The sequence below is a fragment of the Methylobacterium durans genome, assembly GCF_003173715.1.
GTDB classification, from domain to species: Bacteria; Pseudomonadota; Alphaproteobacteria; order Rhizobiales; family Beijerinckiaceae; genus Methylobacterium; species Methylobacterium durans.
In genome coordinates this window covers 5,163,186-5,188,714 of record NZ_CP029550.1, presented here as the reverse complement: position 1 = coordinate 5,188,714, position 25,529 = coordinate 5,163,186, and the positions used below count along the sequence as shown (strand labels likewise).

Below are 25,529 nucleotides of genomic sequence, written 5' to 3'. Positions count from 1 at the left end.
CGCGGTCGGATGACCCCGCTCGGGGGGCGGCGTCGCGGATTCCTGTGCCGGACCTATCCATGACGCCGATTCTCCCGTCTGGCGTCGGGCTTGCAGCGTGTGCCAGGATCCCGATGATCGACGCCCCGCACTCCCGGAGTGAACGCGACCCGATGCGACCGAAGCGCCTTCTCGCCCTCCCCTTCCTCGGCTTCGCCCTGTCCGCCGCCGCCGCGCAGGCGCACGACCTCTGGCTGACCCCGATGCCCGGCGGGATCGCGGTGCAATTCGGCCACGTGCACGAACCCACGCTTCCGAACGCCGACAAGCTCGTCCGCCTCTCCGCCCTGACCGCGAGCGGCGAGGCCCCCTTGAGCGCCTGGCCGGAGGGCATGGTCCTGGCGGCGCTGCTGCCGGCCGGCTCCGGCGACGTCCTCGTCTCCGCCGCCTACGACAACGGTTTCTGGGTGCGCCTGCGCGACGGCGGGGAGCGCAACGCGGACAGGCGCGCCGTGCCGGACGCGCAGCGCAGCCAGTGGTCGATGAAGTTCGCGAAGGCCGTGACCGGCCCCGGAGCGCCCTGGGAGCGCGTGCTCGGCCAGACCCTCGAGATCGTGCCGCTGGAGGCGCCGGGGGCGGAACCGGGCGCGATCCGCGTCCGCGTTCTGTTCGAGGGGCGTCCGGTGGCGGGTGCCGAGATCGCGGCCGCGAGCGGCGAGGCGGCAGAGATCCGCGTGACGACGGATGCTGAGGGCGCCGCGCGCGTGCCCCTGGCGCAGGGCGGCCGGCAGGTGCTCGCCGTTTCCCACCGGGTGAAGCCCTCGCGCACGCCGGCGCTCGCGGACGCCGACGCCTTCAGCGCGACACTCGCCTTCGCGACCGCCGAGCCGCGCACGAACTGACCCTCCTGCCCGGCGCCAAGTCGCCGGCCGCTCAGCCGAGCCCGCCCGCCTCCTCCACGAAGCGGGCGACCGCGTCGGCCCCATGTCCCTCCCGCAGGGACGCGAACACGTAGGGACGCGCCCCGCGCATCCGGCGCGTGTCCGCCTCCATCACGGAGAGATCGGCGCCGACGAGGGGCGCGAGATCCGTCTTGTTGACGATGAGGAGGTCGGAGCGGGTGATGCCCGGGCCGCCCTTGCGGGGGATCTTCTCGCCGCCCGCCACGTCGATCACGTAGAGCGTGAGGTCGGCGAGTTCCGGCGAGAATGTCGCGGCGAGGTTGTCGCCGCCGGACTCGATCAGCACGAGATCCAGCGTCGGGAACCGGCGCCGCATCTCGGCCACCGCCGCGAGGTTGATCGAGGCGTCCTCGCGAATGGCCGTGTGCGGGCAGCCGCCGGTCTCGACACCCAGGATGCGCTCCTCCGGCAGGGCGCCGGCCACCGTGAGGATGCGGGCGTCCTCCTTGGTGTAGATGTCGTTCGTGATCGCGCAGATCTCGTAGCGGTCGCGGAAGCGCTTGCAGAGCTGCTCCATCAGGGCGGTCTTGCCGGAGCCGACGGGGCCGCCGATGCCGACGCGCAGGGGGCCGTTCGGAGAGGTCATCGCGGGTCTCAGCTCCGGAAGAGGCGGGAATATTGGGTCTCGTGCCGGAACGAGCCGAGATCGACCCGCAGCGTCGCCGTGCCGAGATCGTCGAGGCCCGCCTCCCGCACGGATTCGGCCAGCACCGCGACGCGGGGGCTCAGGGCGGCGACGATCCGCGTCCCGGCGCTCTGACCGATCGGTGCGACGCGCAGCGCCGCCGAGACGAGGTTCTGGACGAAGGCGAGGCCGTAGGAAGCGACCGTGACGTCGCGGTCGAGCCCGTGGGCGCCCGCGGTCGCGCCCACGGCGACGGGATAGGCGACGAGGCCCGGCAGCGCGGCGCAGACGGCCTGAAGCGCCGGATGCGGCCAAGCCGCCGCCGTCGCGTCCAGGAAGCTGCGGCCCTGCTGGCTCGTCTCCAGGTGCAGCTCGCGGGAGGGTGCGAGCGCCAGGGCGAGGTCGTTCGCCGCGGCGAGCGCGTCGCCGTCGCCGGCCGCAGCGGCCCGGTGGGCGATTCCCGCCAGGATCATGTCGTTGCGGCCGGCGCCGCGTTCCAGCGCGTCCGCGAGCCACGCCTCCAGGCTCGCGGCGTCGGAGACGTCGCCCGCCTCCACCGCCCATTCGAGCCCGTGCGAGTAGGCGTAGGCCCCCACCGGAAAGGCCGGCGAGAGCCAGGCGAGCAGCCGCAGGGTGTCAGTCGTGGGCATGGTGGGCGTGGCTACCGTGGTGATGCCCATGTCCGTGCTCGTGGCCGCCTGCATAGGCGCCGCCTTCGGGGCGGAAGGGGCGCTCCACCGGCTCGGCGGTGCCGCCGAGACCCCGCACCATCTCGGCCAGCACGTGGTCCTCGGCGATGAAGACCGCGTCCTCGGCGATCTCGGCCGGGATGTGGCGGTTGCCGATGTGCCAGATCAGCCGCTTGAGGGCGAGCGGGTCCGGCGCCCTGATCTCGAGGAGGCGCTCGGGCGCGGCCTCGACCCAGACGAGGCGTCCATCCTCCAGGACGAGCGCGTCGCCATCCTCCAGCACAGCCGGCTCGATGAGGTCGAGCAGGAAGGGCAAGCCCCCGACGCCCCGCATCGCCACGCGGCGGCGGTGCCGGTCGCCGTGATCGAGGACGATGCGGTCGACGATCTCGCCCCAGCCGATGGCGTGGGCGCGCAGGATTCGGGTGGCGCGGATCATGGCTCAGAACAGGAAGTAGCGCTGCGTCATCGGCAGGCTGTCGGCCGGCTCGCAGACGAGGAGTTCCCCGTCGGCCCGCACGTCGTAGGTCTCGGGATCGACCTCGATGACGGGAGTCGCGTCGTTCAGGATCATGCTCGCCTTCGAGATGCCGCCGCGCACGTTCTCGACCGCGACGAGCTCCTTGCCGACCCCGAGCCGCGCGGCCAAGCCATCCTCCACGGCCGCCCTCGAGACGAAGGTGAGTGCGGTGGCGTGAGGCACGCGGCCGTACGCGCCGAACATCGGGCGGTAATGGACGGGCTGGGGCGTCGGGATCGAGGCGTTCGGGTCGCCCATCGGCGCGGCGGCGATCATGCCGCCCTTGAGCACGAGGTCGGGCTTCACCCCGAAGAAGGCCGGCGACCAGAGCACGAGGTCGGCGAGCTTGCCCGGCTCCACCGAGCCGATGTGGCGCGAGACGCCGTGCGCGATCGCCGGGTTGATCGTGTATTTCGCGATGTAGCGGCGGGCGCGCAGGTTGTCGTTGCCCGAGCTGTCGCCGGGCAGCGCGCCCCTCTGGCGCTTCATCTTGCAGGCGGTCTGCCAGGTGCGGATCGCGACCTCGCCGACGCGGCCCATCGCCTGGCTGTCCGAGGACATCATCGAGAGCGCGCCGATGTCGTGCAGGATGTCCTCGGCCGCGATCGTCTCCCGGCGGATCCGGCTCTCGGCGAAGGCGAGATCCTCCGGGATCGCCGGGTCGAGGTGGTGGCAGACCATGAGCATGTCGAGATGCTCGTCGATGGTGTTCTTCGTGTAGGGCCGGGTCGGGTTCGTGGACGAGGGCAGGACGTTGGGCAGCCCCGCCACCTTGATGATGTCGGGGGCGTGCCCACCCCCGGCCCCCTCCGTGTGGAAGGCGTGGATGGTGCGGCCCTTGAAGGCCGCGATCGTATCCTCGACGAAGCCCGACTCGTTCAGGGTGTCGGTGTGGATCATGACCTGAACGTCGTGCGCGTCGGCGACCGAGAGGCAGGTGTCGATGGCGGCGGGCGTCGTGCCCCAATCCTCGTGGAGCTTGAGGGCGCAGGCGCCCGCCCGCACCATCTCCTCCAGGGCCTCGGGGCGCGAGGCATTGCCCTTGCCGGCGAAGGCGAGGTTCATGGGGAAGGCGTCCGCCGCCTCGATCATCCGGGCGATGTGCCAGGGGCCGGGGGTGCAGGTGGTGGCGAAGGTGCCGTGCGCCGGCCCGGTACCGCCCCCAGCATCGTGGTGAAGCCGGCGCAGAGCGCCTCCTCGATCTGCTGCGGGCAGATGAAGTGGATGTGGCTGTCGAAGCCGCCGGCGGTGAGGATCTTGCCCTCCCCGGCGATGATCTCGGTCCCCGGCCCGATCACGATGTCGACGCCCGGCTGGATGTCCGGGTTGCCGGCCTTGCCGAGCCGGGCGATGCGGCCGCGCACGAGGCCGACGTCGCATTTCACCACGCCCCAATGGTCGAGGACGACGGCGTTGGTGATGACGGTGTCGACGGCGCCCGCCGCGTTCGTCGCCTGCGACTGGCCCATCCCGTCGCGGATCACCTTGCCGCCGCCGAACTTCACCTCCTCGCCGTAGGTGGTCAGATCGCGCTCGACCGCGATCCAGAGGCCGGTGTCGGCGAGACGGATCCGGTCGCCCTCGGTGGGGCCGAACATGTCGGCGTAGGCGGCGCGGGACAGGGTGGCGGGGCGCGGATCGTCCGTCATGGAATCAGAGCGTCCCCATCACCGCGCCGCGGAAGCCGTAGACGGTGCGGGCGCCCGCGAGCGGCACCAGGGTCACCTCCCGGGTGGCGCCGGGCTCGAAGCGGATCGCGGTGCCGGGCGCGATGTCGAGGCGCCGGCCCCGCGCCTTCTCCCGGTCGAAGCGCAGCCCCGGGTTGACCTCGTAGAAGTGATAATGCGAGCCGACCTGGATCGGACGATCGCCCGCATTGGCCACGGCGATCACGATTCGCGACGCGCCCGCGTTGATCGCGATCATGCCCGGACGGGTCTCGATCCGGCCCGGCACGTCCTCGGAGGGCGCCCCGCGGATCGGGTGGTGGACGGTGACGAGCTTGGTCCCGTCCGGGAAGGTCGCCTCGACCTGGATGTCGTGGATCATCTCGGCGATGCCCGGCATCACCTCGTCGACGGTGAGCACCTGTGCGCCCGCCCGCATCAGGTCGGCGACGCTGCGCCCGTCGCGGGCGCCCTCGACGACGTAGTCCGTGATCAGCGCCACCGCCTCCGGATGGTTGAGCCGCACGCCCCGCGCCAGCCGGTTCCGCGCGACCTGCGCGGCCATGGCGATGAGAAGCTTGTCCTTCTCCCGGGGGGTCAGGAGCATGGGCTTTTCTCCCTCTGGAGCGGGCCGGAGCGGGCGGTCCCAGAGGGAGCAAGGATCATGCGAGGGCAAAGATCAAGGACGCCCGCCGGTCGCGCGGACGCCGCCGGGCCCTGCCCCGGGCGGCCGGGCGCAGGGCCCGCGCCGCGCCGGCTGCGTAAAGGCCAAGCTTTCGCCTGATTGAGTGAAGCAATTTTTCCTGAGCAAGCTTAGATTGATAAATGTCAGTGCGAAACAAACATAGAAACAAGTCAGATTGACAGATCTATTGCCTCAAGAGCAGCTTCGTTCACTGAGTTGTCCTTCCCAAGCACGGCCTGAGTGCAGTGCGGCCGCTCGTCTCGTGATGCGTCCCGCGGCGGGTTCCGGCATCTCGCTCGAACGAAACCTCCGTTCGCCGAAAGATCTCTTCAAAAAAATCAGGAGAACGAAGCCATGGCTCGATTCATCGACAAGGCACCGGCGTCTCTCGATGCATTCACGCAAGCTCTGACCGTCATCGCGACGGGAGACATCGTCAAGGATTCGGATGAAATCTTCCGCGTCCGTACGGATGATCTGATCGTGACCCTGCGCGGCAGCGATTTCACCTACGGACCCGACGGCCGCCTCGCCGGCGGCACGCTCGACTCCTACAAGGTCTCGGACGGCGACCACATCCTCTACACCGCCCGCGGGCTCGAAGCCTCGGTCGCCGACATCGCGGAGCTCCCGACGCCGCTCGCGGTGCTGCGCTTCCTGTCGAGCGGGGACGACCGGATCATCGCGAACCAGCACCGGCCCAACGACGACGATCTCCGGGGCTTTGCCGGCGACGACGTCATCTATGCCGGGCCCGGCGACGACACAGTGCGCGGCGGGCGCGGGGACGACAAGCTCTACCTGCAGAAGGGCGACGATGTCGGCCGCGGCGGCCGCGGCGACGATCTCCTCGACGGCGGCAAGGGCGACGACACCCTCACGGGCGGGCGCGGCGACGACATCTTCGTGTTCAAGAAGGGCTACGGCACCGACACGATCACCGATTTCCACACCGGGACGCCCGTCGTGGTGGCGGCGGCCGGCGACGAGGCCGCGAGCGCGCAGGACGGGCAGGACGATCTGGACGGCGACGAGTCCGGGGCCGACGCGGCCGACGGCGCGGCGGATTCGGGCAGCGGCAGCGCGAGCCCCGTCGAGCGCGACGTCATCCGCCTGTCCGACCGCGATTTCGAGGATTTCAACGACGTGCTCGCGGCGGCGCGTCAGGTGGGCGAGGACGTCGTCATCAAGATCCCCCATCACCGGAAAGGCGACGACGGCCATCACGGCTGGCAGCGCGGCGAGCGCGGCGGGGACGACGGCCGCGGGGGAGACGACGGCCGTGGCGGAGACGACGACCGCGGCGGACACGGGTCCTGGCACGACCATCACGGCAGCCCCGACCTGCTCATCCTGAAGGACGTGGTCCTGGCCAACCTCACGGCGGAGAATTTCGCCTTCGTCTGAGGCGCGAAGGGGGGCCGGCTGATCCCGGCCCCCGCCCCGGAGCGCGGCATATTCGCCCCCGGGTTGCAGGCGAATCGCGCATCCGGTAAAAGAACAAATCAGGAACACACAGGGCGCGGCCGGCGTCAACGAGACGGATGCGGGAGCGCTCACAAGGCTGTGGAGAGATGTGGATGACCGCTCGGGTCTACCGCTTTCACTGCACGGACGGGCATGTCGCGATCATCGACACGCTCGGCGTGCGCGTGCCGTCCGAAACGCAGCTCTGGGCGTTTGCCGAGCAGGCCGCGCGGCTCGCCATGGAGCGGGTCGGCCGCGGCCTCGACTGGTCGGACTGGATCGTGGACGTGCACGATCCGCGCGGGCGGCGCGCCCTTACCCTCGCCTTCAAGGACGTGCGGGCCGTCGTGCCCGCCCCCCTGGCAGCCTGACGCGAGACCCGAGAGAGAGCGATGAGACGCAGAGCCTCCTACGCCATCGAGCCCCTGGGCCAGGGCGCGACGCATCTGGTGCGGCACGGCGGGACCAAGGCCGCGATCCTGTTCGCGCCGATGGGACCGGGCGAGCCCTACCAGCTCTATCCGCACCCCGACACGTATCGCAGCCTCACCTTCGAGGGGCTGCCGGCGCCCTTGCGGCCGGAATTCATGGCCTTCCCGACGCTCGAGGCGGTGCGCGCCTTCCTGGGGCTCGCGGTCTCTGAGCCGGACCACGCCGAGATGGCTCTCGCCGCCTGAGGATAGCGCGCGTCGATCCCGTATTCGGTCGGTCCGCTCGAAGAGATCAGCCGACGAGGCTCAGGATCTCCCAGGCGGACCAAGCGGTCACACCCAGCGACGTCTTGAGAAGCGCGATCAACATGATCCACGGGGCTTTCTCGCGCATCGCTGGAGAACTCCGATGAGAGCCGGTCGGCGTGCCGACGACTGGAGGGATCGTTGTCGATATCTTGAGGGGCTGGGTACTTTGTACGCAGCCTGACGGCGCTTGAATATAACCCGTTCGGATGGTCGCCGAGCGAATTGGAGCTACGGTCAAGCTGCGGCCGGCCGTTCGGAACCCGGCCATTTCGGGCGGCGTTCCCCGGGTTCAGCGGAGCACGCGAACCGGAGGGATCCATGGCTTTCGACGATGTCGGCCTCGACGCACGCAGCGATGCGGTGCAGGCCGCCAACCTGATCGCGAGCGACCGAGTCGAGGGAACGGATGTCCGCCGGAGCGACGGCAGCCATGTCGGGACCATCGCCCGGCTGATGATCGACAAGCCCTCCGGCCAAGTCGTCTACGCGATCCTGAACCTCGCCGCTGCCCCGGACCGTGCCGAGCAGGGATACGCCCTGCCCTGGCGCCTCCTGCGCTACAGCACGGCGCTCTCGGCCTACGAGCTCGACATCACCGACGCGCAGCTCCACGCCGCCCCCCGCAACGAGGCCGGCCGGGACGAGGGGCCCTTCGACCGCGCCTGGGAGGAGCACGTCCACAGCTACTTCAACACCGAGCCCTACTGGGAATCCGAAACCGGCCGCGCGACCGACGTGCCCTTCGGCAAGGACCGGCCGTAACGGCGGCCCACCTCTCCCGTTCGGGAGAGGTCGAGACGGCGAAGCCGACCGGAAAAGGGGTGGAGGTCTATCCGGAGAGGTCGCACCCCTCACCCTGTCCCTCTCAGAACGAGAGGGGACCCGCGCTCGACGGGTCGAGCGGGCAGGCGGACGGCGCTCTCAGTTCTGAACCGAGGTCGGCGGACTCGCGCAGATGCCGCGGGCCTTGATCGTGATCAGGCGCACGAGCTTCTCGTCCGCCCCCTCGGCGCGCCAGCCGGTGATCGCGGCCTCCAAGTAGGCCGCGAAATCCTCCCGCCGCATCGCTCCCTGTTTCTCCAGGAAGGCGATCAGCGCGTTCAGGATCGCCATCGTGGCGTTGTCCGCCGCGGCGACCGCCTCGGCCTGCTCCGGCGTCATCTCGCACTCCGCATGAATCCGATCGATCTCCCGAGCCTACAGCGGGTGCCGGGCCGCGCAACCGCCTGGACGAGACGCGAGACGGCCCCGCGTGCGGCAAGGCGCGCGGGGCCGTCGGTCAGGTCCGCGGATCGTGCCGGTTACGGGCAGGGATGGCGGCGGCCGTCATTGCCCAGATAGGTGCCGGTGCGGACGTCGTAGGACCGGAAGCGCTGGCGGCAATAGGCGACCTGGTCGGCTCCCGCCTCGGCGGCCTGCGCGACCGGCGCCTCCTCGTAGGCGTAGCCCGCCGGCGCGTAGCCGCCGTCGTAGCCGCCGTAATAGTAGGGGTCGTAGGCGTAGCCGCCGTAGCCGCCGTAGCCGTAGCCCGCAGCGAGGCCGAGCCCGAGACCGAGGCCCAGGCCGCCAACTCCGTAGCCGTAGCCCCGGCGATAGCCGTAGCGGTTGCCGTTCCAGCCCTGGCGGTAGCCGTAGCCGCCGCGCGGGCCCGCGAATCCGCCGCCAGCCACCCGGCCCGCCCCGACCCCGACGTCGCCGATCCGCCGCGAATCCCCGAGTCCGGCGCTCGCCGCGATGGTGTTGCGCGGATAGCCGGCCGCGCCGAGGCCCGCCCCGCCGCCGCGGAACCCGCCCGCGCCGAGGCCGGCCGTGTTGCCGCGGAAGCCGCCGCCGCCGATCCCGGCTCCGCCCCCACGGAAGCCGCCGCCGCCGATGCCGGCCCCGCCTCCGCGGAAGCCGCCGCCGCCGATCCCGGCTCCGCCGCCCCGGAAGCCGCCGCCGCCGAGGCCTGCGCCGCCGGCCATCGGTGCCCGGGCGGTGCTGAAGCCGCCGACCTGCTGCGCCTGGGCGCCGGCCGGCACGAGGGAGAGCGTGCCGACGAGAACAGTCGAGGCGACAAGCAATCGATGGGCGAAGAAGCGCTTCATGAGAATCTCCCTGGTTGTCCGCACAATTCGTCAGCGGGGTAACGCGTCGATCCGGACCGGGTTCTTGCTACCTTCCGTCCCAGCGGAAGGCCGCTCCGGAAGACCGCACCCGTGCCGTCTCGGCGGCGGTTCGGCCCCGTCCGATGAAATAAAGACGTCCGCCGCGCGCGCATCCGGCGCATCCCGCCCTGCAATCGTACGCTATCGCACGTCTCCGGACAGGCCGGAACCTGACGAGGCGGCGCTCGAATCGGGGGATTTCCGTATCGCGAAGTCGAGAGGTCGCACCCCCCGCGATACCGGTCGGATCCTCAAATGTTAGGTGCGCCGACGCGCGTGCTGCAACCTTCCCGCAACATCAACGATGAAGAATTCCCGTTCGCCACACGTTCCCGTTGTGGAAAACTCACGAAGCAGACAGTGTGCCTCTAGGGTTAAGGGGCACATCATGCACTTGCGAGCCGGGAATCGGCTGCGCCTCACGCTGTGGGGTGCGGGGGGTCGCGCTATGGTCAGTCTCAACACCTACGCGGTGACGCAGCCGGCGCTCGAAGGGTTGGATCCGTCGCTCGACGGCTTCACCTACGACGTGACGCCGTGGCTGCACGAGGGCCAGAACACCCTGACGGTGGTCCTGATCGGCCCGCCGACGGGCGGCCCGTTCCGCATGAGCGTCTGCGCCGAGGGCGAGCCTACCTGGACGCTCGACGAGGCCGAGTTCCTGCCGCTCGCCGCCCCCTGGCGGCTGTGGACGGTGGCGATCGAGCGGGAGGCGGGGCGGGAGCGCCCGGGCACCGGGACCGGCCGGACGCCGCCGCTCCGGATCGGCAATTAAGGGGCAGCCCCACCGCCAAAGGGAGAGGCCGTGCCTCGGAACGCGGTGTGCGGCCGCGGACGGTCAGGATTGCGTGCCACAGTAAACACCGATTAGATGAGCGCACGACATAACAGTATGTCAGTGCGTCGATGAATGTTCTTGCGCAGAGCCATGATGATCGGCCGGTAGCGTACGGTTTGAGACAATCGAACGCTTGGGCGAGATCGAGGACAGTCCGCTCAGCCGCGGCGCTGCTGCTGTCGCTTGCTCTCGCCGCTCCGGTGACGACCGGCTCGCCCGCCGCCGCGCAATCCCTCCTCGACACGCCCGCCCGGACCGTCCAGCCGGCCGCGACCCGGCCGCCGGTCGCCCGCGCCAAATCCGCGCGGTCGAGGCCAGCCCCGGTGCCGTCCGTGCGGACCGTCACCCTGGTCTCGGGCGAGCCTGGCAGCACGGCCCTCGATACCGCCTACGACCTGACGACCGGGCTCGGCGGGGAGGGCCCGCGGCTCCAGGCGGTGGTCGGCGCGGGCGGCGAGCGGGCGATCACCGACGTGCTGCGCACCCGCGGCGTCGACATGGGCATCCTCACCACCGCCGACCTCAAGCAGGCCGAGACCGAGGATGTGGGCCGGCAGGTGGTCTACATCGCCAAGCTCCACAATGTGGAGCTGCACGCGCTGGCGCGGGCCGACATCGCGCACCTGACCGACCTCGACGGCAAGGTGGTCAATCTCGGCGAGGCCGGCAGCTCGACCCAGCAGGTCGCCCGCCGGGTGCTCCAGCATCTCGGCATCCGCTTCACCGAGGCGAATTTCGGCCCGGCCGAGGCCACGGCCCGGATGCGGGGCGCGGAGGCCGAGGGCATCGCCGCGAGCTTCTTCCTCACCGGCAAGCCCGGCGCGCTCTACGCGGGACTCGCGGAGGCGGACGGCCTCCACTTCCTGCCCGTGCCCTACGAGCCCGGCCTCGGCGACATCTTCTACCCGGCAAGCCTCGGGCACGCCGAGTATCCCGCCCTGATCAAGGGGGAGGAGAGCGTCGACACGGTCGCGGTCGCCGCCGTGCTCGTCGCCTTCGACTGGGCCGAGCGGACGGACCGCTATCGCCAGCTCGCGGCCTTCACGGCCGCCCTGTTCGCGGGCTTCGACCGGCTGCGGGCGCCCGGCCGCCACCCGAAATGGCGGGAGGTCAACCTCGCCGCGGCGCTGCCGGAATGGCGCCGCTTCAAGCCCGCGCAGCAGGCCCTCGACGAGCGCGTGCGCCAGGCCGCGGGCGGCACGGGAACCGGCACGGCGATGGCGGGCGGCGGGGCGCGCTAAGGACACGGGCGAGAGGAGAGCCGGCGACAAGCCGGCCAGAGAGGCGGGGGATCGAACGGGACGCAGCGTGCGTCAGGGAGGAGTTTGCGGATGTCTGCGTCGTACAAGAAGCCGCTGCCCGAGCCGAAGGGCGAGGTCCACACCCTGTTCCCGGAGCAGGCGGTGGGGCCCTTCCAGGGCTCCGGCACCGAGGAGACCGACATCGATTTCCTGCGCCGGTTCGGGCCGAAGGACCAGCCGGTCGACATGCGCGGCTACGCCACTGAGCCCCCGGAGGCCGCGCGCTCCGCCCTCTCGGCGCCGGACAATTTCATCGCGGACGGGGCCACCCGACGCGCGATCCGCCACACCTTCGGCCGGCGCCGCTGGCCCGTCGCGGTGATCGCCCTCGGCCTCGCCGGCCTCGCGGGCCTCGCCGGATTCCAGATGCTCGGCCGGAGCGGATCCTCGCGGCCGGCCGCAACCGGGGAGCGGGCGCGCCCCTCCGCGCCCGCCGGCGAGGCTCTGACGACCGCGACCCTCACGCCCGCCGCCGAGGCGCCTCCGGCCAAGGCCGACCGGGCCGCGCCCGTCCAGCCGGCGCAGCCCGTCCAGCCGGCGCAGCCCGTCCAAGCGGCGCAGCCCGTCCAAGCGGCGCAGCCCGCGCAGGCGGCGGCGCCCGTCGACGAGGCCCCCGCGGACACCGCCGCCCTCCGGCAGCGCCTCGCGGCGAGCGGCAAGACCTCGGGCGACGGCGAGGAGGGCGGCCCCGCCCGGGTCACGGCCTTCCCGCCGCTGGCGAGCCCGCAGGCGGCCGAGCCCGAGCCCGCGCCGGCCCCTCCCCCCGCCGCGCGGGAGCCCAACCCGAAGCTTGACGCCCTCGTGGCGCGGGGCGAGCAGCTCCTGACGGCGGGCGAGGTCGCGGCGGCGCGCCTGTTCTTCCAGCGGGTCGCCTCGGAGGGCGACGCGCGCGGCGCCCGGGGCATGGCCCGCAGCTACGATCAGGGCGTGCTGCGCACCCTCCCGATCGTCGGGCTGGAGGGCAGCCGGTCGGAGGCCGAGCGCTGGTACCTGAAGGCCGCCGAGCTCGAGGCGCGGCGGCGCTGAGGCGCCGTCAGCGCGGGCTCGCCTCCCCCTCGCGGGGATGGCGCCGGATCGGCCCGCCCTGCACCGTCTTCGGGATGGTGGTGACGTTCGCGGAGGTCGCCGGGGGCGCGCCGCGGTCCGGGGACGGGCCGGCGGCGTAGCGGTAGCCCGCGAGGCCGGCGGCGATGGCCAGGAGGCCGAGGAGCAGGGCGCGGCCACGGCGGCGCCTGCGGCTCGGATTCGCGACCGCGCAATGCGGGCAGCAGCGGGCATCGGTGAGGATCGGCTGGCGGCAGCGCCGGCAGCGCGTGAGCGTCATCGGGACGCTCGGCCGGCCGCGCCGGGCCCCTCCTCCGCGGTGCGCCCCTCGGCCTCCTCCGATGCAGCGCTCGCGAAGCAACGGCGCACGGCCTCCTCGAAGGCGGTCCGATCGTCCGGACTCAGGCGCCGCAACCGCTCCTCCAGAAGCGCCTGCCCCGCGATCGCGTCGGGATGGCGGGCGGCCTCGGCCTCGCTCGGCTGCTCTTTCCTCCGGTGCGGCACCACGTTCGCGGCCTCCCCTCGCTCAGTCTCGGGTCCCCCGCGCGTTCCGGGTCCGTCAGCATCCTGCAATCCGTGCGGGAAGGCCAGAGCGCGGCACGATCCGCGGTTCGTGGCGGACAGGGCGGCAGGCCGAGTGGACGGAGATTTGCTACGCTCGCTCCATGGATCTCGACACGATCGCAAGCGTCGTGGTGCCGCCGAGCGCGGACGCGCTGCCGCCCTGGCAGGCGGGCGACGCCTTCCTGGCGGGCGGGACCTGGCTGTTCTCCGAGCCGCAGCCGGACACGCGACGGCTGATCGACCTGTGCGGCCTCGGCTGGCCCGCGGCCGAGATCTCGGCCGAGGGCCTGAGCCTGGCGGCGACCTGCACCCTCGCCGCCCTCGACCGGCTGGACCTGCCGCCCGACTGGCGCGCCGCGCCCCTCGTCGGGCAATGCTGCCGGGCGCTCCTCGGCTCGTTCAAGATCCAGAACCGCGCGACCGTGGGCGGGAACCTCTGCCTCGCGCTGCCCGCGGGGCCGATGATCGCGCTCACCGCGGCCCTCGACGGGACCTGCCGCCTGCAGGGCGCGGATGGCGGGCGGCGCCGCCTCTCCGTCCTCGACCTCGTGCGCGGCCCGCTGGAGACCGCGCTCCGCCCGGGCGAGCTCCTGCTCGGGATCGACCTGCCGGCCGCGGCTCTGAGACGGCGCAGTGCCTTCCGGCGCGCATCGCTCTGCCCGAACGGGCGCTCCGGCGCCCTCCTGATCGGCACGCGGGATCCGGGCGGAGCCCTCGCCCTCACGGTGACCGCCTCGACCCGGCGCCCGGTCCGCCTCGCCTTCCCCGAGCCGCCGGACGGAGGGACCCTCCGGGCGGCCCTCGCGGCGGCGATCCCCGACGATGTCTGGTACGACGACGTCCACGGGGCTCCCGACTGGCGGCGGCACGTGACGCACGCTCTCGCCGAGGAGATCCGCGCGGAGCTTTCCCGATGAGGCTCACCGTCAACGGCCTCGCCCAGGAGGCGGCGCCGCGTCCCGGCCAGTGCCTGCGCACGCTGCTGCGCGAACTCGGCTGGTTCGGCGTCAAGAAGGGCTGCGACGCGGGCGATTGCGGGGCCTGCACGGTCCATCTCGACGGCGAGCCGATCCACGCCTGCCTGCTGCCGGCCTTCCGGGCGGCGGGCCGCACCATCACGACGATCGAGGGCCTCGCGGGCCCCTGCACGCCGGGCTCCCCGCCGCCCGCCGCGCTCCACCCGATGCAGGAGGCGTTCCTGGCCGCCCAGGGCTTCCAGTGCGGCTTCTGCACGCCCGGCCTGATCATGACCGCGGCGGCGCTCGACCAGGGGCGGGCGCGCGATCTCGACGACGCCCTGAAGGGCAATCTCTGCCGCTGCACCGGCTACCGGGCGATCCGCGACGCCATCGACGGGGTCGGCCACGCGGAGGATCCCGCGGAGGCCGACCCGGTCGGGCGGAACTGTCCCGCCCCCGCCGCCCGCGCGGTCGTCACCGGCACCGCGCCCTTCACTGTCGACCTCGCTGTGCCGGGGCTGCTCCACCTCAAGGTGCTCCGCTCCCCCCACGCCCATGCCCGCATCGAGGGCATCGAGACCGCGGATGCCCTCGCCGTCCCCGGCGTCGTGGCGGTGCTCACCCACGCCGATGCGCCGGACCGCCTGTTCTCGACCGGCCGCCACGAGATCCCGGAGGACGACGCGGCCGACACCAGCCTCCTCGACCGAGTGGTCAGGTTCGCCGGCCAGCGGGTCGCCGCGGTGGTGGCCGAGAGCGAGGCCGCGGCCGAGGCCGGCTGCCGGGCGCTGCTTGTGCGCTACGCGCTCCGACCGGCGGTCTTCGACCCCGAGGCGGCCCTGCGGCCCGACGCGCCCCTCGTGCACGATCCCGCCGACCGGGGGACGACGGAGGCCGGGGCCGACGCGCCGCCGCTCCACGCCCACCCGAACCTCGCGGCCGAGGTGCACGGGGCGATCGGCGACGTCGCGGCGGGGTTCGCCGAAGCCGACCGCGTCCACGAGGCGACCTTTTTCGCCCAGCGCGTGCAGCACGCGCATCTGGAGACCCACGGCGCGGTCGGCTGGCTCGACGGGGACGGCCGCCTCGTGATCCGCTCCTCGACGCAGGTCCCATTCCTGACGCGGGACGCGCTGGCCACCCTGTTCGGCCTCGACCGGACCCGGGTGCGGGTTCTCGCCGGCCGCGTCGGCGGCGGCTTCGGCGGCAAGCAGGAGATGCTGACCGAGGATCTCGTCGCGCTGGCCGTCCTGAAGACCGGCCGCCCGGTGAAGTGGGAATTGACCCGCGCCGAGCAATTCGCCGCCACCACCACGCGCCACCCGATGCGGGTGCGGGTACGCCTCGGCGCCAGGGCAGACGGCACGCTCACGGCGATCGCCCTCGACGTCCTCGCGAACACGGGCGCCTACGGCAACCACGCGGGCGGCGTGATCCACCACGGCTGCAACGAGGTGATCGGCGTCTACCGCTGCCCGAACAAGCGGGTCGACGGGTACAGCGCCTACACGCACACCCTGCCGGCCGGCGCCTTCCGGGGCTACGGCCTCAGCCAGACGATCTTCGCCCTCGAATCGGCGATGGACGACCTCGCCCGGATGCTCGGGCTCGACCCGTTCGAGATGCGCCGCCGCAACGTCGTGCGCCCCGGCGACCCGATGGTCTCGACGAGCCTGGAGCCCCGCGACGTGGAATACGGCAGCTACGGCCTCGACCAATGCCTCGACCTCGCCGCCGCGGCGCTCCGGGCCGATCCTGGCGAGGCGCCGCCCGGCCCAGAATGGCGGGTCGGCACCGGCATGGCGCTCGCCATGATCGACACGGTACCGCCCCGCGGCCACCGGGCGCAGGCGCGCATCCGCCTCGAGCCGGACGGGACCTACAGCCTCGCGATCGGCACGGCGGAGTTCGGCAACGGCACCGCGACGGTGCACGCCCAGATCGCGGCGCGCGCGCTCGGCACGCATCCCGACCGGATCCGCCTCCACGCCTCGGACACCGACGCGGTCGATCACGACACCGGCGCCTACGGCAGCACCGGCACGGTGGTGGGGCGCAGGCGGCGCTCCGCGCCGCCGAGGCGCTCGCCGCCGCGATCCGCGACCGGGCGGCGCGCGGGCTCGGCGCGGACCCTGCCGCCTGCCGTCTCGGGCCCGACGCGGTCTCCTGCGGGGCGGGGCGGATGAGCCTTGCGGAGCTGGCCGCGGACGATCCTCCGGCGGCGGAGGGCTTCGCCGACGGCACGCCGCGCTCGGTGGCCTTCAACGTCCAGGCCTTCCGCGTCGCCGTGCACCCGACGCGGGGCGAGGTGCGCGTCCTGAAGAGCGTCCAGGCGGCCGATGCGGGGCGCGTCATCAACCCGATGCAGTGCCGCGGCCAGATCGAGGGCGGCATCGCGCAGGCGCTCGGCGCCGCCCTCTACGAGGAGGTCCGCATCGACGGGGAGGGCCGCGTCGCGAACGGGAGCTTCCGCGCCTACCACATCCCGGCGATCGCCGACGTGCCGCGCAGCGAAGTGCTGTTCGCGAAGACCCACGACCGGATCGGCCCGCTCGGCGCGAAATCGATGAGCGAGGCGCCGTTCAACCCCGTGGCGCCCGCGCTCGCCAACGCCATCCGCGATGCCACCGGCGCCCGGCTGACCGCGACCCCCTTCGCGCCGGACCGGATCTTCCGCGCGGTGATGGCGGCGCTGGAGGCGCAAGGAGATGAGGACGCCGGCGCCCGGCACCCCTGACCATCCGCCCTGTCCCGGGCGCCAGGACCGACGGCGGACCGGGGATCCGGGCCGGGAACGGGCCGCTCGCCTCAGGTCTCCGCCTCGGCGCTCGCGTTGAAGGAGAGCGAGCGCCGCTCCCCGGGCCCCGTGAAGGGCTCGACGCCGTGCAGGAGCCAGCCGGGGAAGGTGTAGAGCACTCCCGTCTCCGGCGGCACGCTGAGGAGCGTCCTGGCGAAGCGCTGCTTGCCGCCGGTCAGGAAGTTCAGGTAGCCGGCCTGCCGGCCGGAGATGTAGGTCCTGTCGAGCTCGCTCTCCGGCGGCGGCTCCGGCGCCTTCAGGTAGAGCACGCCCGAGAGGTCGCCCGAGTGGAAATGCACCGGGCTCGGCGTGGCGGCGAACTGGCTGACGATCCAGATCCGGTCGATCGCTATCCGCTTCGCCGGCACGCCCTCCGCCGCCAGCACGTAGCGCCGGAGCCGGTCCTCGATGACGGCGACGAGCGAGGACGCGCCTCCGGCGCAGGCCACGGACGGGGGAACCAGGAACTCGCGACCCCCCGACGCCGCCTCGCCGTCGGCGAAGGCGTTGAGATGGGCGAGGAGATCCGCCGGCACCCGCGTCCGCGCGATCATCGGGCCGAACGGCGAGAACATCTCCAGCGGCGGCTCGCCGCCGTCCCGGCCCGGCGGCGCGAGCGCGGCCTCGTACTTGCGCAGGGCGCGCCGCTTGTGCGCCGCCTCGCGCCTGTGCACCTCGTCCGTCCCGCCGGTCATCGCAGCTCCCGCGGCGTCTCGCGCGCCGGAGCCCGTCATAGCGCGACCCGGCAAGGCCCCGCCAGAGACAAAGCCCCGCGAGAGGCCGGGGCGGGCGCTCAGCCCAGCGAGAACGGCACCCGGAACAGCGTCGTCCGATCCGCGTACTGCACCTCGACCCACCACGAGGTCCAGTCGAACCCGGTCTGGTTCGGGGCGCTCAGCATCTGCCGAATCATCTGCTGCGCCTCCCGGTAGGCCAAGCCGACATTGTTGCAGAACGACCCTTCCAGATCCGAGATCCGCTCGTTCTGCGAACACACATCGAAGAAGAAACGCGCCATCTCTCCGCCACCCCCGCGCAGGATCGTCATCGAGACCTGATGTCCCGGCAGGCGTCTGGTAGCAGTGACTGTCCGGCTCAGGCACTAACATTTGCCGATCCCCCACGTATTCCGCGCGCAGGATCACAGCAAAACACCGTGGATGATCAGAAAATTTGTGCGCAATTACATTTTGCGCTCGGACCTTTCTGCGTTGGTCGAAACACGAATACGGAATTCGAAACGCGTGGATGCTGCCCGGCCAAGCTGCTTCACTCCCCTGCGATCGGTCCTCCGCGGCGGTGACGGACAGCGATGTACCGCTCAAGGGACGCCCGTGGCATGATTGCTGCCCCGTCAGGGCGTCTCAAGGATCGAAGGACCCGATGACGCAATCCGCGCCGCTCAACCGCTTCGCCGTCGCGCCGCTCGCGGCGATGACACGCCGCCTCGCCGACGTCGCCGCGGGCCGGGCCGAGCCCGATCGCGTGGTCACCGGCGCGCGGATCCTCTCGACCTATTCCGAGCGCATCCTGCCCGACCGCGAGGTGTGGATCGCGGGCGGGCGCATCGCCGCGGTGAAGCCCGCCGGCAGCCATCGGGGCGGCGCGGCGCGCTACGACGCACAGGGGGGCCTGATCGCGCCGGGCCTCGTCGATCCGCATCTCCACATCGAGAGCAGCATGGTCACGGCCTGCGCCTACGCCGAGGCCGCGCTCCTCAACGGCACCACGACGATCGTCTGCGACAGCCACGAGATCGGGAACGTCCTCGACGCGGAGGGCGTCGCCTGGATGCTGGAGGATGCCCGGGAGGCGCCGCTCAACATCTTCCTCACGGTGCCGAGCACGGTGCCGGCCACCAGCCCCGACATCGAAAAACGCGGGGGCGACCTGACGCCCGACAAGATCGCCGCCCTTTTCGATGCCTGGCCCGAGGCGCTGGCGCTCGGCGAGAAGATGGATTTCGTGGCGGTGGCCGAGGGCGACGCCCGCGCCCACGCGATCATCGCGGCGGCGCTCTCCCGCGGGCGCCCGGTCTCGGGCCACATCTTCGGGCGGGACTTCGTCGCGCCCTACGCGGCGAGCGGCGTCACCGACACGCACGAGGCGATCGACCGCGACATCGCCGACGACCTCCTCGAGGCCGGTCTCTGGATCTTCCTGCGGGGCGGGCCGCCGACGACGCCCTGGCACAGCCTGCCGCGGGCGATCGGCACCGTGACCGAGTACGGCGCCGCCTGGAAGCGGGTCTGCGCCTGCACCGACGACCGGGATGCCGACGATCTCCTCGCCTACGGCCTCGACTGGGTGGTGCGCGAGGCCGCGCGCCACGGCATCCCGAAGCCCGCGGCCTGGGCGATGGGATCGCTCCACCCGGCGACCCGCTACGGGCTCGACGGGGAGGTCGGTGGGCTCGGCGGCGGGCGACGGGCCGACCTCGTGCTCCTCGACGACGACCTCATCCCGCAGGCCACGTGGTACGGCGGCGAACTCGTCGTGGAGGACAGGCGCATCACGCCGAGGCTGGAGGCCGCCCTCTCCCGGCCCTACCGCTACCCGGGCGCCGCCTACGCGACCGTGCATCTGCCGGACCCCCTCCCCGCCCTCGTGCCCCCGCTGCCGGCCGGACCCTGCACCGTCAACGCCATCCGCACGATGCTGCCCGGGATCGAGCTCGTCCACGAGCGCGTCGCGCTCACGCCCGGCGCCGATTGGGCCGAGACGCTGCGGGCGCACGATCTCTGCCACGTCGCGGTGGTCGAGCGGCACGGGCTCGGGGCCGGGTGGCGCACGGGCTCCTGCGGGCCTTCGGGCTGACGCGGGGCGCGGTGGCGAGCAGCGTCGGCCACGACGCGCACAATATCGTCGTGGCCGGGCTCGACGCGGCCGACATGCGCGTCGCGGTGGCGGCGCTCGCCGCCGAGCAGGGCGGCGTCTGCGTGGTCGAGGACGGCATCGTCGTCGCGATGGTGCCGTTGCCCGTGGCCGGCCTCCTCTCGGACAAGCGCGTCGGGCAGGTCGCGGCCGAGATGCGCGACCTGAAGGAAGCCTGGGCGCGGGCCGGCTGCGCCATCCCCTACATGGGCTTCAACCTGATCCCGCTCTCGGTGATCCCGCAGATCCGCCTGACCGACATGGGTCTCGTCCTCGTGCCGGAGATGCGGCAGGTGCCGCTGTTCGAGCCGTGAGCGGCGACCGGGGGCCTGCCCCTGCCCCATCCTCGATCGGGAGGTGCCGATGGACCCGACCTACCCGCGCGACCTGATCGGCTACGGCCGCGAGCCGCCGCAGGCCCGCTGGCCGGGCGGCGCCCGCCTCGCCCTCCAGATCGTGCTGAACTACGAGGAGGGCGGCGAGAACTGCATCCTGCACGGGGACGCGGCATCGGAAGCCTTCCTCAGCGAGATCGTGGGCGCCCTGCCCTTTCCGGGCGAGCGCCACATGAGCGTCGAGTCGATCTACGAGTACGGCTCGCGCGCCGGGTTCTGGCGGCTGTGGCGGCTCTTCACGGGCCGCGCCGTCCCGGTCACCGTGTTCGGCGTGGCGCAGGCGCTCGCCCGCAACCCGCAAGCCGTCGCCGCCATGCGCGAGGCCGATTGGGAAATCGCGAGCCACGGCCTCAAATGGATCGACTACGCCCATGTCTCCCGCGACGACGAGGCGGCCCACATGGACGCCGCGATCCGCCTGCACGCGCAGGCGACGGGGGCGGCGCCGCTCGGCTGGTACACGGGGCGCTTCTCGGTCCATACCCGCGACCTCGCGATGGAGCGGGATCTCGTCTACCTCGCCGATTCCTACGCCGACGACCTGCCCTACTGGATCCCCGGGCCGAAGGGGCCGGGCCTCGTCGTGCCCTACACGCTCGATGCCAACGACATGCGCTTCTCGGCGCCGCAGGGCTTCAATTCCGGCGACCAGTTCCTCGCCTACCTGCGCGACACGTTCGACGTGCTCTACGCCGAGGGCGCCGAGACGCCGAAGATGATGTCGGTGGGGCTGCATTGTCGCCTCGTCGGGCGCCCGGGCCGGATCGCGGCGCTCATGCGCTTCCTCGACCACGTCGCGGCCCATGACGGGGTCTGGGTCGCCCGCCGCATCGACATCGCCCGCCACTGGATCGCCAACCACCCGCCGGCCGCATGAGCACGACCACGATCATCGACGGCCACAGCCTCGCTCCGGCGGGCATCCTCGCCGTCGCCCGGCCCGACGCCGCGGGCGAGCGCGCCGTGGCCGCCCTCGACGACGGTGCCCGCGCCGCAGTGAGCGCGACCCGCGCCTACATCGACGCGCATTTCATGACCGACGACGCGCCGCTGATGTACGCCTTCAACACCGGCGTCGGCCTGTTCAAGGACCAGCGCGTGCGCATGGCCGAGATGGAGGAATACCAGCGCCGCACGGTCTACGCCCACGCCACCGGCACGGGCGAGCCCTTCGAGGCGGAGGTGGTGCGCGCCACCATGCTGCTGCGCGCCAACGCCTTCGCCTCGAACCATTCGGGGCCGCGGGTCGCGGTGGTGGACCGGCTGCTCGCCTGCCTCAATGCCGGCCTCGTGCCCATCGTCCCGCAGAAGGGGTCGGTAGGCGCCTCGGGCGACCTCGCGCCGCTCGCCCATCTCGCCGGGGCGATCTGCGGCTTCGACGAGGCCGAGATGATCTTCCAGGGCGAGCGCCTGCCCGCCCGCGAGGCGCTCGCCCGCGCCGGGCTCGACCCCGATTTCCCGTTGGAGGCCAAGGACGCCTCGGCGCTCATCAACGGCTCGACCGTCTCCCTCGCTCTCGGCGTGCTGGCGCTTGAGGACATGAAGCGTGTCCTCAAGCACGCCGAGATCGCTCTGGCGCTGACGCTCGAGGCCCTGCGCGCCGAGAAAGCCGCCTTCGACCCCCGTCTCCACCGCGCCCGCCCACACGCGGGTCAGGCGGCGAGCGCGCGCAACGTGCTGCGTCTCATCGGCGATTCGGAGCGCTGCACGGAAGGCGCGCGGCTGACAATCTTCCCCGAGGAGGGTCGCCAGCCGGGCCAAGCCCCGCCGCCACGGGTGCAGGACGTCTACTCCCTGCGCTGCGCGCCGCAGGTGCACGGGCCGGTTCGCGAGGCGCTCGCCTATATCGGCGGCATCATCGGCACCGAGATCAACGCGGCCACCGACAACCCGCTGATCTTCCCCGATGCGGGCGGCTACGCCTGCATCTCGGGCGGGCATTTCCACGGGGCCTACGTGGCGCAGGCGATGGATCTTCTCGCCATCGCCGCGACCGACCTCGGGGCGATCTCCGAGCGGCGGCTCGCCCGCCTGATCGACCCGACCCTCAGCTACGGTCTCCCCCGCAACCTGCTCGCCGGCAGGAAGGGCCTCAACACGGGCTTCGCCACGGTGCAGTGCACGCTCTCGGCGCTGGTGATGGAGAACCGCACCCTCGCCACGCCGGGCTCGGTCGATTCGATCCCCGGCAAGTCGAACGCCGAGGACCACGTCTCGAACTCGACCTGGTGCGGGCGAAAGGCGCGCACCATCGTCACCAACGTCGAGACGATCGTGGCGGGCGAGATCCTGATGGCGGCCCAGGCGCTGACCCTGGTCGCCGAACTCGCTCGCGATCATCCGCTCGGGCGCGGCAGCCGGGCGGCGCTGGAGGCGGTGCGCGCCGCGATCCCGCCGGCGCTCGACGGGGACCGCTGGTACCACACGGAGATGGAGCGGGCGCTGGCGCTCCTGCGCTCGGGCGCGATCCTGGCGGCCGTCGAGGACGCGGTCGGCGAACTCGAATAGACAGGATCGCGACCGCCCGCGCCGGGCGACCAGCAACGAGGATGGGATGACGGCAACGCGCCTCTGGATCAGGGACCCGCTGGCGATCCTCGCCGAGGGGGCGGGCGGCGGGATCGTGGTGGAGGGAAGCCGCATCGCGGAGCTGGTGCCCGCGGGCGGCCGGCCCTCGGCGCCGGTCGACGAGACCGTCGACGCCTCCCGCCACGTGGTGATCCCGGGCCTCGTCAACACCCACCACCACGTCTTCCAGACCCTGACCCGGGCCCACCCGGCCGCGATCAACAAGCCGCTGTTCCCCTGGCTGAAGGCGCTCTATCCCGTCTGGGACAAGCTGAACCCGGAGGCTTTCCGGCTGGCGACCCGGCTCGCCTTCACCGAACTCCTGCTCTCGGGTTGCACCACGGCGGGCGACCACCACTACCTCTACCCGAAGGGGCTGGAGGCCGCCGTCGACATCCAGGTGGAGGAGGCCCGCGCGCTCGGCATCCGCGCCGTCGTCACCCGCGGCTCGATGAGCCTGTCCGAGAGCGAGGGCGGCCTGCCGCCGGACACGCTGGTGCAGGACGACGACGCGATCCTCACCGACAGCGAGCGGGTGCTCGGCCTGTTCCACGATCCCCGTCCCGGGGCGATGGTGCAGATCGGTCTCGCTCCCTGCTCGCCCTTCAACGTGACGAAGCGCCTGATGCGGGAGAGCGCGCGGCTGGCGGACGCGCACGATTGCCGCCTGCACACGCATCTCGGCGAGACGCTGGACGAGGACGCCTATTGCCTGGAGGTGTTCGGTCAGCGGCCGGTCGATTACCTCGAGGAGGTCGGCTGGATGAACCCGCGGGTCTGGCTCGCCCACGGCATCCACTTCACCGATTCGGAGGTGGCCCGCCTGGGCCGGGCGGGCGTCGGCGTCTGCCACTGCCCGACCTCGAACATGACGCTGGCGTCGGGCCGCTGCCGCACCTGCGAGCTGGAGGCGGCGGGCAGCCCGGTGGGCCTCGGCGTCGACGGCTCCGCCTCGAACGACAACTCGAACCTGATCGAGGGCGTGCGCCACGCCGTCATGCTGAACCGCCTGACGTACGGGGCCGAGGCCGTCACCCATCTCGATGCCCTGCGCTGGGCCACCGAAGGCTCCGCCCGCTGCCTCGGGCGCGACGACATCGGCCGCATCGCGGCAGGCCGCGAGGCCGACCTCGCCCTCTTCACCCTCGACGAACTGCGCTTCTCGGGCGCCCACGATCCGCTCGCCGCCCTCATCCTCTGCGGCGCCCATCGGGCCGACCGGGTGATGGTGGCGGGGCGCTGGCGCGTCCTCGACGGAGAGCCCCTCGGGGTCGACACTGGGCGTCTGCGGGAAGAACATTCGCGCCTCGCCCGCACGCTGTTCGGGGGCGTATGAGGCAAACGCCCTCTCCCGTTCGGGAGAGGGTTGGGGTGAGGGGTGTGACATCTCCGGAAAGACCTGTGTCCCTCACCCGGTGCTCTGACGCGCACGCGACCTCTCCCGAACGGGAGAGGTGAACCGTGGCGGTTCGTTCATCGCACGTGGTCCGCGCCCAGCGCCCGCAGCGTCCGCAGCATCACCCGCGCCCCCACCTCGATATCGGGCAGGCTCGCGAACTCGGCCGGGTTGTGGCTGATGCCGCCGCGGCAGCGCACGAAGATCATCGCGATCGGCGCCAGCGCCGCCACCGCCATGCCGTCATGCCCCGCCCCGCTCGGCAGGCGCAGCACCGCGTGCCCCTCGGCCGCGATCGCCTCCGCGACCGCCTCGGTGAGGCACGGATCACAAGGGGTCGCCGCGGCCTCGTGGGTCCGGATCGTCGCGAGACCGAGGCCGCGGCGATCCGCGATGGCGCGCCAAGCCGCCTCGATGTCGGCGAGCGCGGTGAGGCGCCGCGCATCGTCCGGCGCGCGCAGGTCGAGGCTGAAGCGGGCCTCCCCGGGATCACGTTGACGGCGCCGGGGCGGATCTCGGCCGTGCCCACCGTCCCCACCAGACCGGCCTCCGCCCGGCAGCGCGCCTCGACGGCGAGCACGCATTCGGCGGCGCCCGCGAGCGCGTCGCGCCGGCCCGCCATCGCCACCGTGCCGGCATGGCCCGCCTCACCGCGAAGCGTGACGGCGAGCCGCGTCGCGCCGCTGATCGCGGTCACGGCGCCGACCGGCAGGCCCGCCCCTTCCAGCATCGGCCCCTGCTCGATGTGCAGTTCGAGATAGCCGAGGATGTCGCCCGGCCGGCGCGACGCCTCCCCGATCCGGTCCGGGTCGAGGCCGAACGTCCGGAGCGCCTCGGCGAGGCTGATCCCCGCCGCGTCGGTCGCGGCGAGCAGCGCCGGATCGAGGCAGCCGGCAAATGCCCGGCTGCCGATCAGGGTGGAGCCGAAACGCGTCCCCTCCTCGTCGGCGAAACCCACCACCTCGACGGCGAAGGGGGGCGGCCCGTCCTCCCGAAGCCACGCCGCGACGCAGGCAAGGGCCGTCAGCACCCCGAGCGGCCCGTCGTAGTGGCCGGCGTCCCGGACCGTGTCGAGGTGGGAGCCGAGCACCAGGGCCGGCCCGCCGGGCGCGCGCCCCTCGACGCGGCCGATCAAGTTGCCGGCGGCGTCGAGGCGTGGGCTCAGGCCTGCCTCGCGCATCCACGCCCCCACGAGGGCGTCGGCGCGGGCCTGCTCGGGGCTGAGATAGACCCGCGTGAGGGCGCCCGCCTCCGCGCTGATCGCTGCCAGCGCGTCGAGGCGGGCCTGGATCCCGGCGGCGAAGAGGCTCAC

General features: G+C 72.5%; 22 protein-coding genes and 5 pseudogenes. 14 read left to right on the top strand and 13 right to left on the bottom strand.

The genetic code is table 11. The features are described from left to right. Positions 1-152: 152 nt before the first annotated feature. Entirely contained in the window at positions 153-881 is a 729-nt protein-coding gene (locus DK389_RS23930) for a DUF4198 domain-containing protein (RefSeq protein ID WP_109896794.1), read from the top strand. Between the two features lie 31 nt (positions 882-912). On the opposite strand, the gene ureG is transcribed toward DK389_RS23930, so the two are convergent. The 5 genes and pseudogenes from ureG to DK389_RS23905 all read right to left on the bottom strand — a co-directional run bounded on the left by ureG (position 913) and on the right by DK389_RS23905 (position 5,049). Next, positions 913-1,527, bottom strand: coding sequence for an urease accessory protein UreG (ureG, locus tag DK389_RS23925; protein WP_109893349.1), 615 nt, complete (start codon positions 1,525-1,527; stop codon positions 913-915). An 8-nt stretch (positions 1,528-1,535) separates the two neighbouring features. Further along, positions 1,536-2,246: an urease accessory protein UreF gene (locus DK389_RS23920; protein WP_109896792.1), complete on the bottom strand. Its 711-nt coding sequence runs from the start codon at positions 2,244-2,246 to the stop codon at positions 1,536-1,538. Then, entirely contained in the window at positions 2,203-2,694 is a 492-nt protein-coding gene (locus DK389_RS23915) for an urease accessory protein UreE (RefSeq protein ID WP_109896790.1), read from the bottom strand. Before DK389_RS23915 ends, DK389_RS23920 begins: the two co-directional genes overlap by 44 nt. Before the next feature lie 3 nt (positions 2,695-2,697). Continuing rightward, a pseudogene (gene ureC / locus DK389_RS23910) lies at positions 2,698-4,424 on the bottom strand (urease subunit alpha). A 4-nt stretch (positions 4,425-4,428) separates the two neighbouring features. Then, positions 4,429-5,049 (bottom strand): urease subunit gamma, encoded by a 621-nt coding sequence (locus tag DK389_RS23905; RefSeq protein WP_109893347.1) that lies wholly within the window; start codon positions 5,047-5,049, stop codon positions 4,429-4,431. Between the two features lie 432 nt (positions 5,050-5,481). On the opposite strand from DK389_RS23905, the gene DK389_RS32805 reads away from it, so the two are divergent. From DK389_RS32805 to DK389_RS23885, 4 genes are all read left to right on the top strand, one after another. Beyond that, a complete protein-coding gene (locus tag DK389_RS32805; RefSeq protein WP_162560814.1) occupies positions 5,482-6,534 on the top strand; it encodes a calcium-binding protein in 1,053 nt (350 codons plus the stop codon). A 173-nt stretch (positions 6,535-6,707) separates the two neighbouring features. Then, complete coding sequence (locus DK389_RS23895) at positions 6,708-6,965, top strand: DUF6894 family protein (RefSeq protein ID WP_109896788.1); 258 nt, start codon at positions 6,708-6,710, stop codon at positions 6,963-6,965. Between the two features lie 21 nt (positions 6,966-6,986). Next, positions 6,987-7,271, top strand: coding sequence for a hypothetical protein (locus tag DK389_RS23890; RefSeq protein ID WP_109893345.1), 285 nt, complete (start codon positions 6,987-6,989; stop codon positions 7,269-7,271). Positions 7,272-7,652: 381 nt separating this feature from the next. After that, positions 7,653-8,096: a PRC-barrel domain-containing protein gene (locus tag DK389_RS23885; protein WP_109893343.1), complete on the top strand. Its 444-nt coding sequence runs from the start codon at positions 7,653-7,655 to the stop codon at positions 8,094-8,096. A gap of 159 nt (positions 8,097-8,255) precedes the next feature. On the opposite strand, the gene DK389_RS23880 is transcribed toward DK389_RS23885, so the two are convergent. Beyond that, on the bottom strand, positions 8,256-8,495 hold the full coding sequence (locus DK389_RS23880; protein ID WP_109893341.1) for a hypothetical protein: 240 nt from the start codon (positions 8,493-8,495) through the stop codon (positions 8,256-8,258). A 140-nt stretch (positions 8,496-8,635) separates the two neighbouring features. Then, positions 8,636-9,421 (bottom strand): BA14K family protein, encoded by a 786-nt coding sequence (locus tag DK389_RS23875; protein WP_109893339.1) that lies wholly within the window; start codon positions 9,419-9,421, stop codon positions 8,636-8,638. A gap of 508 nt (positions 9,422-9,929) precedes the next feature. Between DK389_RS23875 and DK389_RS23870 the strand changes: the two genes are divergently transcribed. The 3 genes from DK389_RS23870 to DK389_RS23860 all read left to right on the top strand — a co-directional run bounded on the left by DK389_RS23870 (position 9,930) and on the right by DK389_RS23860 (position 12,646). Then, on the top strand, positions 9,930-10,256 hold the full coding sequence (locus tag DK389_RS23870; RefSeq protein ID WP_109893337.1) for a hypothetical protein: 327 nt from the start codon (positions 9,930-9,932) through the stop codon (positions 10,254-10,256). A 263-nt stretch (positions 10,257-10,519) separates the two neighbouring features. Next, positions 10,520-11,560 (top strand): TAXI family TRAP transporter solute-binding subunit, encoded by a 1,041-nt coding sequence (locus tag DK389_RS23865; protein WP_162560813.1) that lies wholly within the window; start codon positions 10,520-10,522, stop codon positions 11,558-11,560. A gap of 90 nt (positions 11,561-11,650) precedes the next feature. Beyond that, a complete protein-coding gene (locus tag DK389_RS23860) occupies positions 11,651-12,646 on the top strand; it encodes a hypothetical protein (protein WP_109893333.1) in 996 nt (331 codons plus the stop codon). A gap of 7 nt (positions 12,647-12,653) precedes the next feature. Here the strand turns inward: DK389_RS23860 and DK389_RS23855 are convergent, their stop codons facing one another. Both DK389_RS23855 and DK389_RS23850 read right to left on the bottom strand, forming a co-directional pair. Next, positions 12,654-12,944 (bottom strand): hypothetical protein, encoded by a 291-nt coding sequence (locus tag DK389_RS23855; protein ID WP_109893331.1) that lies wholly within the window; start codon positions 12,942-12,944, stop codon positions 12,654-12,656. Continuing rightward, positions 12,941-13,171: a hypothetical protein gene (locus DK389_RS23850; protein WP_109893329.1), complete on the bottom strand. Its 231-nt coding sequence runs from the start codon at positions 13,169-13,171 to the stop codon at positions 12,941-12,943. The genes DK389_RS23855 and DK389_RS23850 overlap by 4 nt, the downstream gene beginning before the upstream one ends. 158 nt (positions 13,172-13,329) lie before the next feature. On the opposite strand from DK389_RS23850, the gene DK389_RS23845 reads away from it, so the two are divergent. Continuing rightward, positions 13,330-14,145 (top strand): FAD binding domain-containing protein, encoded by an 816-nt coding sequence (locus tag DK389_RS23845; RefSeq protein WP_109893327.1) that lies wholly within the window; start codon positions 13,330-13,332, stop codon positions 14,143-14,145. Then, positions 14,142-16,924 (top strand): annotated as a pseudogene (locus DK389_RS23840) (molybdopterin-dependent oxidoreductase). The gene DK389_RS23845 and the pseudogene DK389_RS23840 overlap by 4 nt, the downstream one beginning before the upstream one ends. A 71-nt stretch (positions 16,925-16,995) precedes the next feature. Here the strand turns inward: DK389_RS23840 and DK389_RS32800 are convergent. Together DK389_RS32800 and DK389_RS32795 are read right to left on the bottom strand one after the other, a co-directional pair. Then, a complete protein-coding gene (locus DK389_RS32800) occupies positions 16,996-17,679 on the bottom strand; it encodes a putative 2OG-Fe(II) oxygenase (RefSeq protein WP_162560812.1) in 684 nt (227 codons plus the stop codon). A gap of 98 nt (positions 17,680-17,777) precedes the next feature. Further along, entirely contained in the window at positions 17,778-18,032 is a 255-nt protein-coding gene (locus tag DK389_RS32795) for a DUF6894 family protein (protein ID WP_162560811.1), read from the bottom strand. Positions 18,033-18,367: 335 nt separating this feature from the next. Here DK389_RS32795 and DK389_RS23830 point away from each other — a divergent pair. From DK389_RS23830 to DK389_RS23815, 4 genes and pseudogenes are all read left to right on the top strand, one after another. Beyond that, positions 18,368-20,172: pseudogene (locus DK389_RS23830) on the top strand (adenine deaminase C-terminal domain-containing protein). Between the two features lie 49 nt (positions 20,173-20,221). Next, a pseudogene (puuE, locus tag DK389_RS23825) lies at positions 20,222-21,121 on the top strand (allantoinase PuuE); the annotation flags it as partial. A gap of 5 nt (positions 21,122-21,126) precedes the next feature. Continuing rightward, positions 21,127-22,761 carry an HAL/PAL/TAL family ammonia-lyase gene (locus tag DK389_RS23820; RefSeq protein WP_109893321.1) on the top strand — a complete coding sequence of 545 codons (1,635 nt, stop codon included), beginning with the start codon at positions 21,127-21,129 and terminating at the stop codon, positions 22,759-22,761. Positions 22,762-22,807: 46 nt separating this feature from the next. Next, positions 22,808-24,157 carry an 8-oxoguanine deaminase gene (locus DK389_RS23815; protein WP_109893319.1) on the top strand — a complete coding sequence of 450 codons (1,350 nt, stop codon included), beginning with the start codon at positions 22,808-22,810 and terminating at the stop codon, positions 24,155-24,157. Positions 24,158-24,294: 137 nt separating this feature from the next. Here DK389_RS23815 and DK389_RS35760 read toward each other — a convergent pair whose 3' ends face one another. Together DK389_RS35760 and DK389_RS23810 are read right to left on the bottom strand one after the other, a co-directional pair. Then, entirely contained in the window at positions 24,295-24,801 is a 507-nt protein-coding gene (locus tag DK389_RS35760; RefSeq protein WP_418292075.1) for a M20/M25/M40 family metallo-hydrolase, read from the bottom strand. Continuing rightward, positions 24,756-25,529: pseudogene (locus tag DK389_RS23810) on the bottom strand (hydantoinase/carbamoylase family amidase); the annotation flags it as partial. The gene DK389_RS35760 and the pseudogene DK389_RS23810, both read right to left, overlap by 46 nt.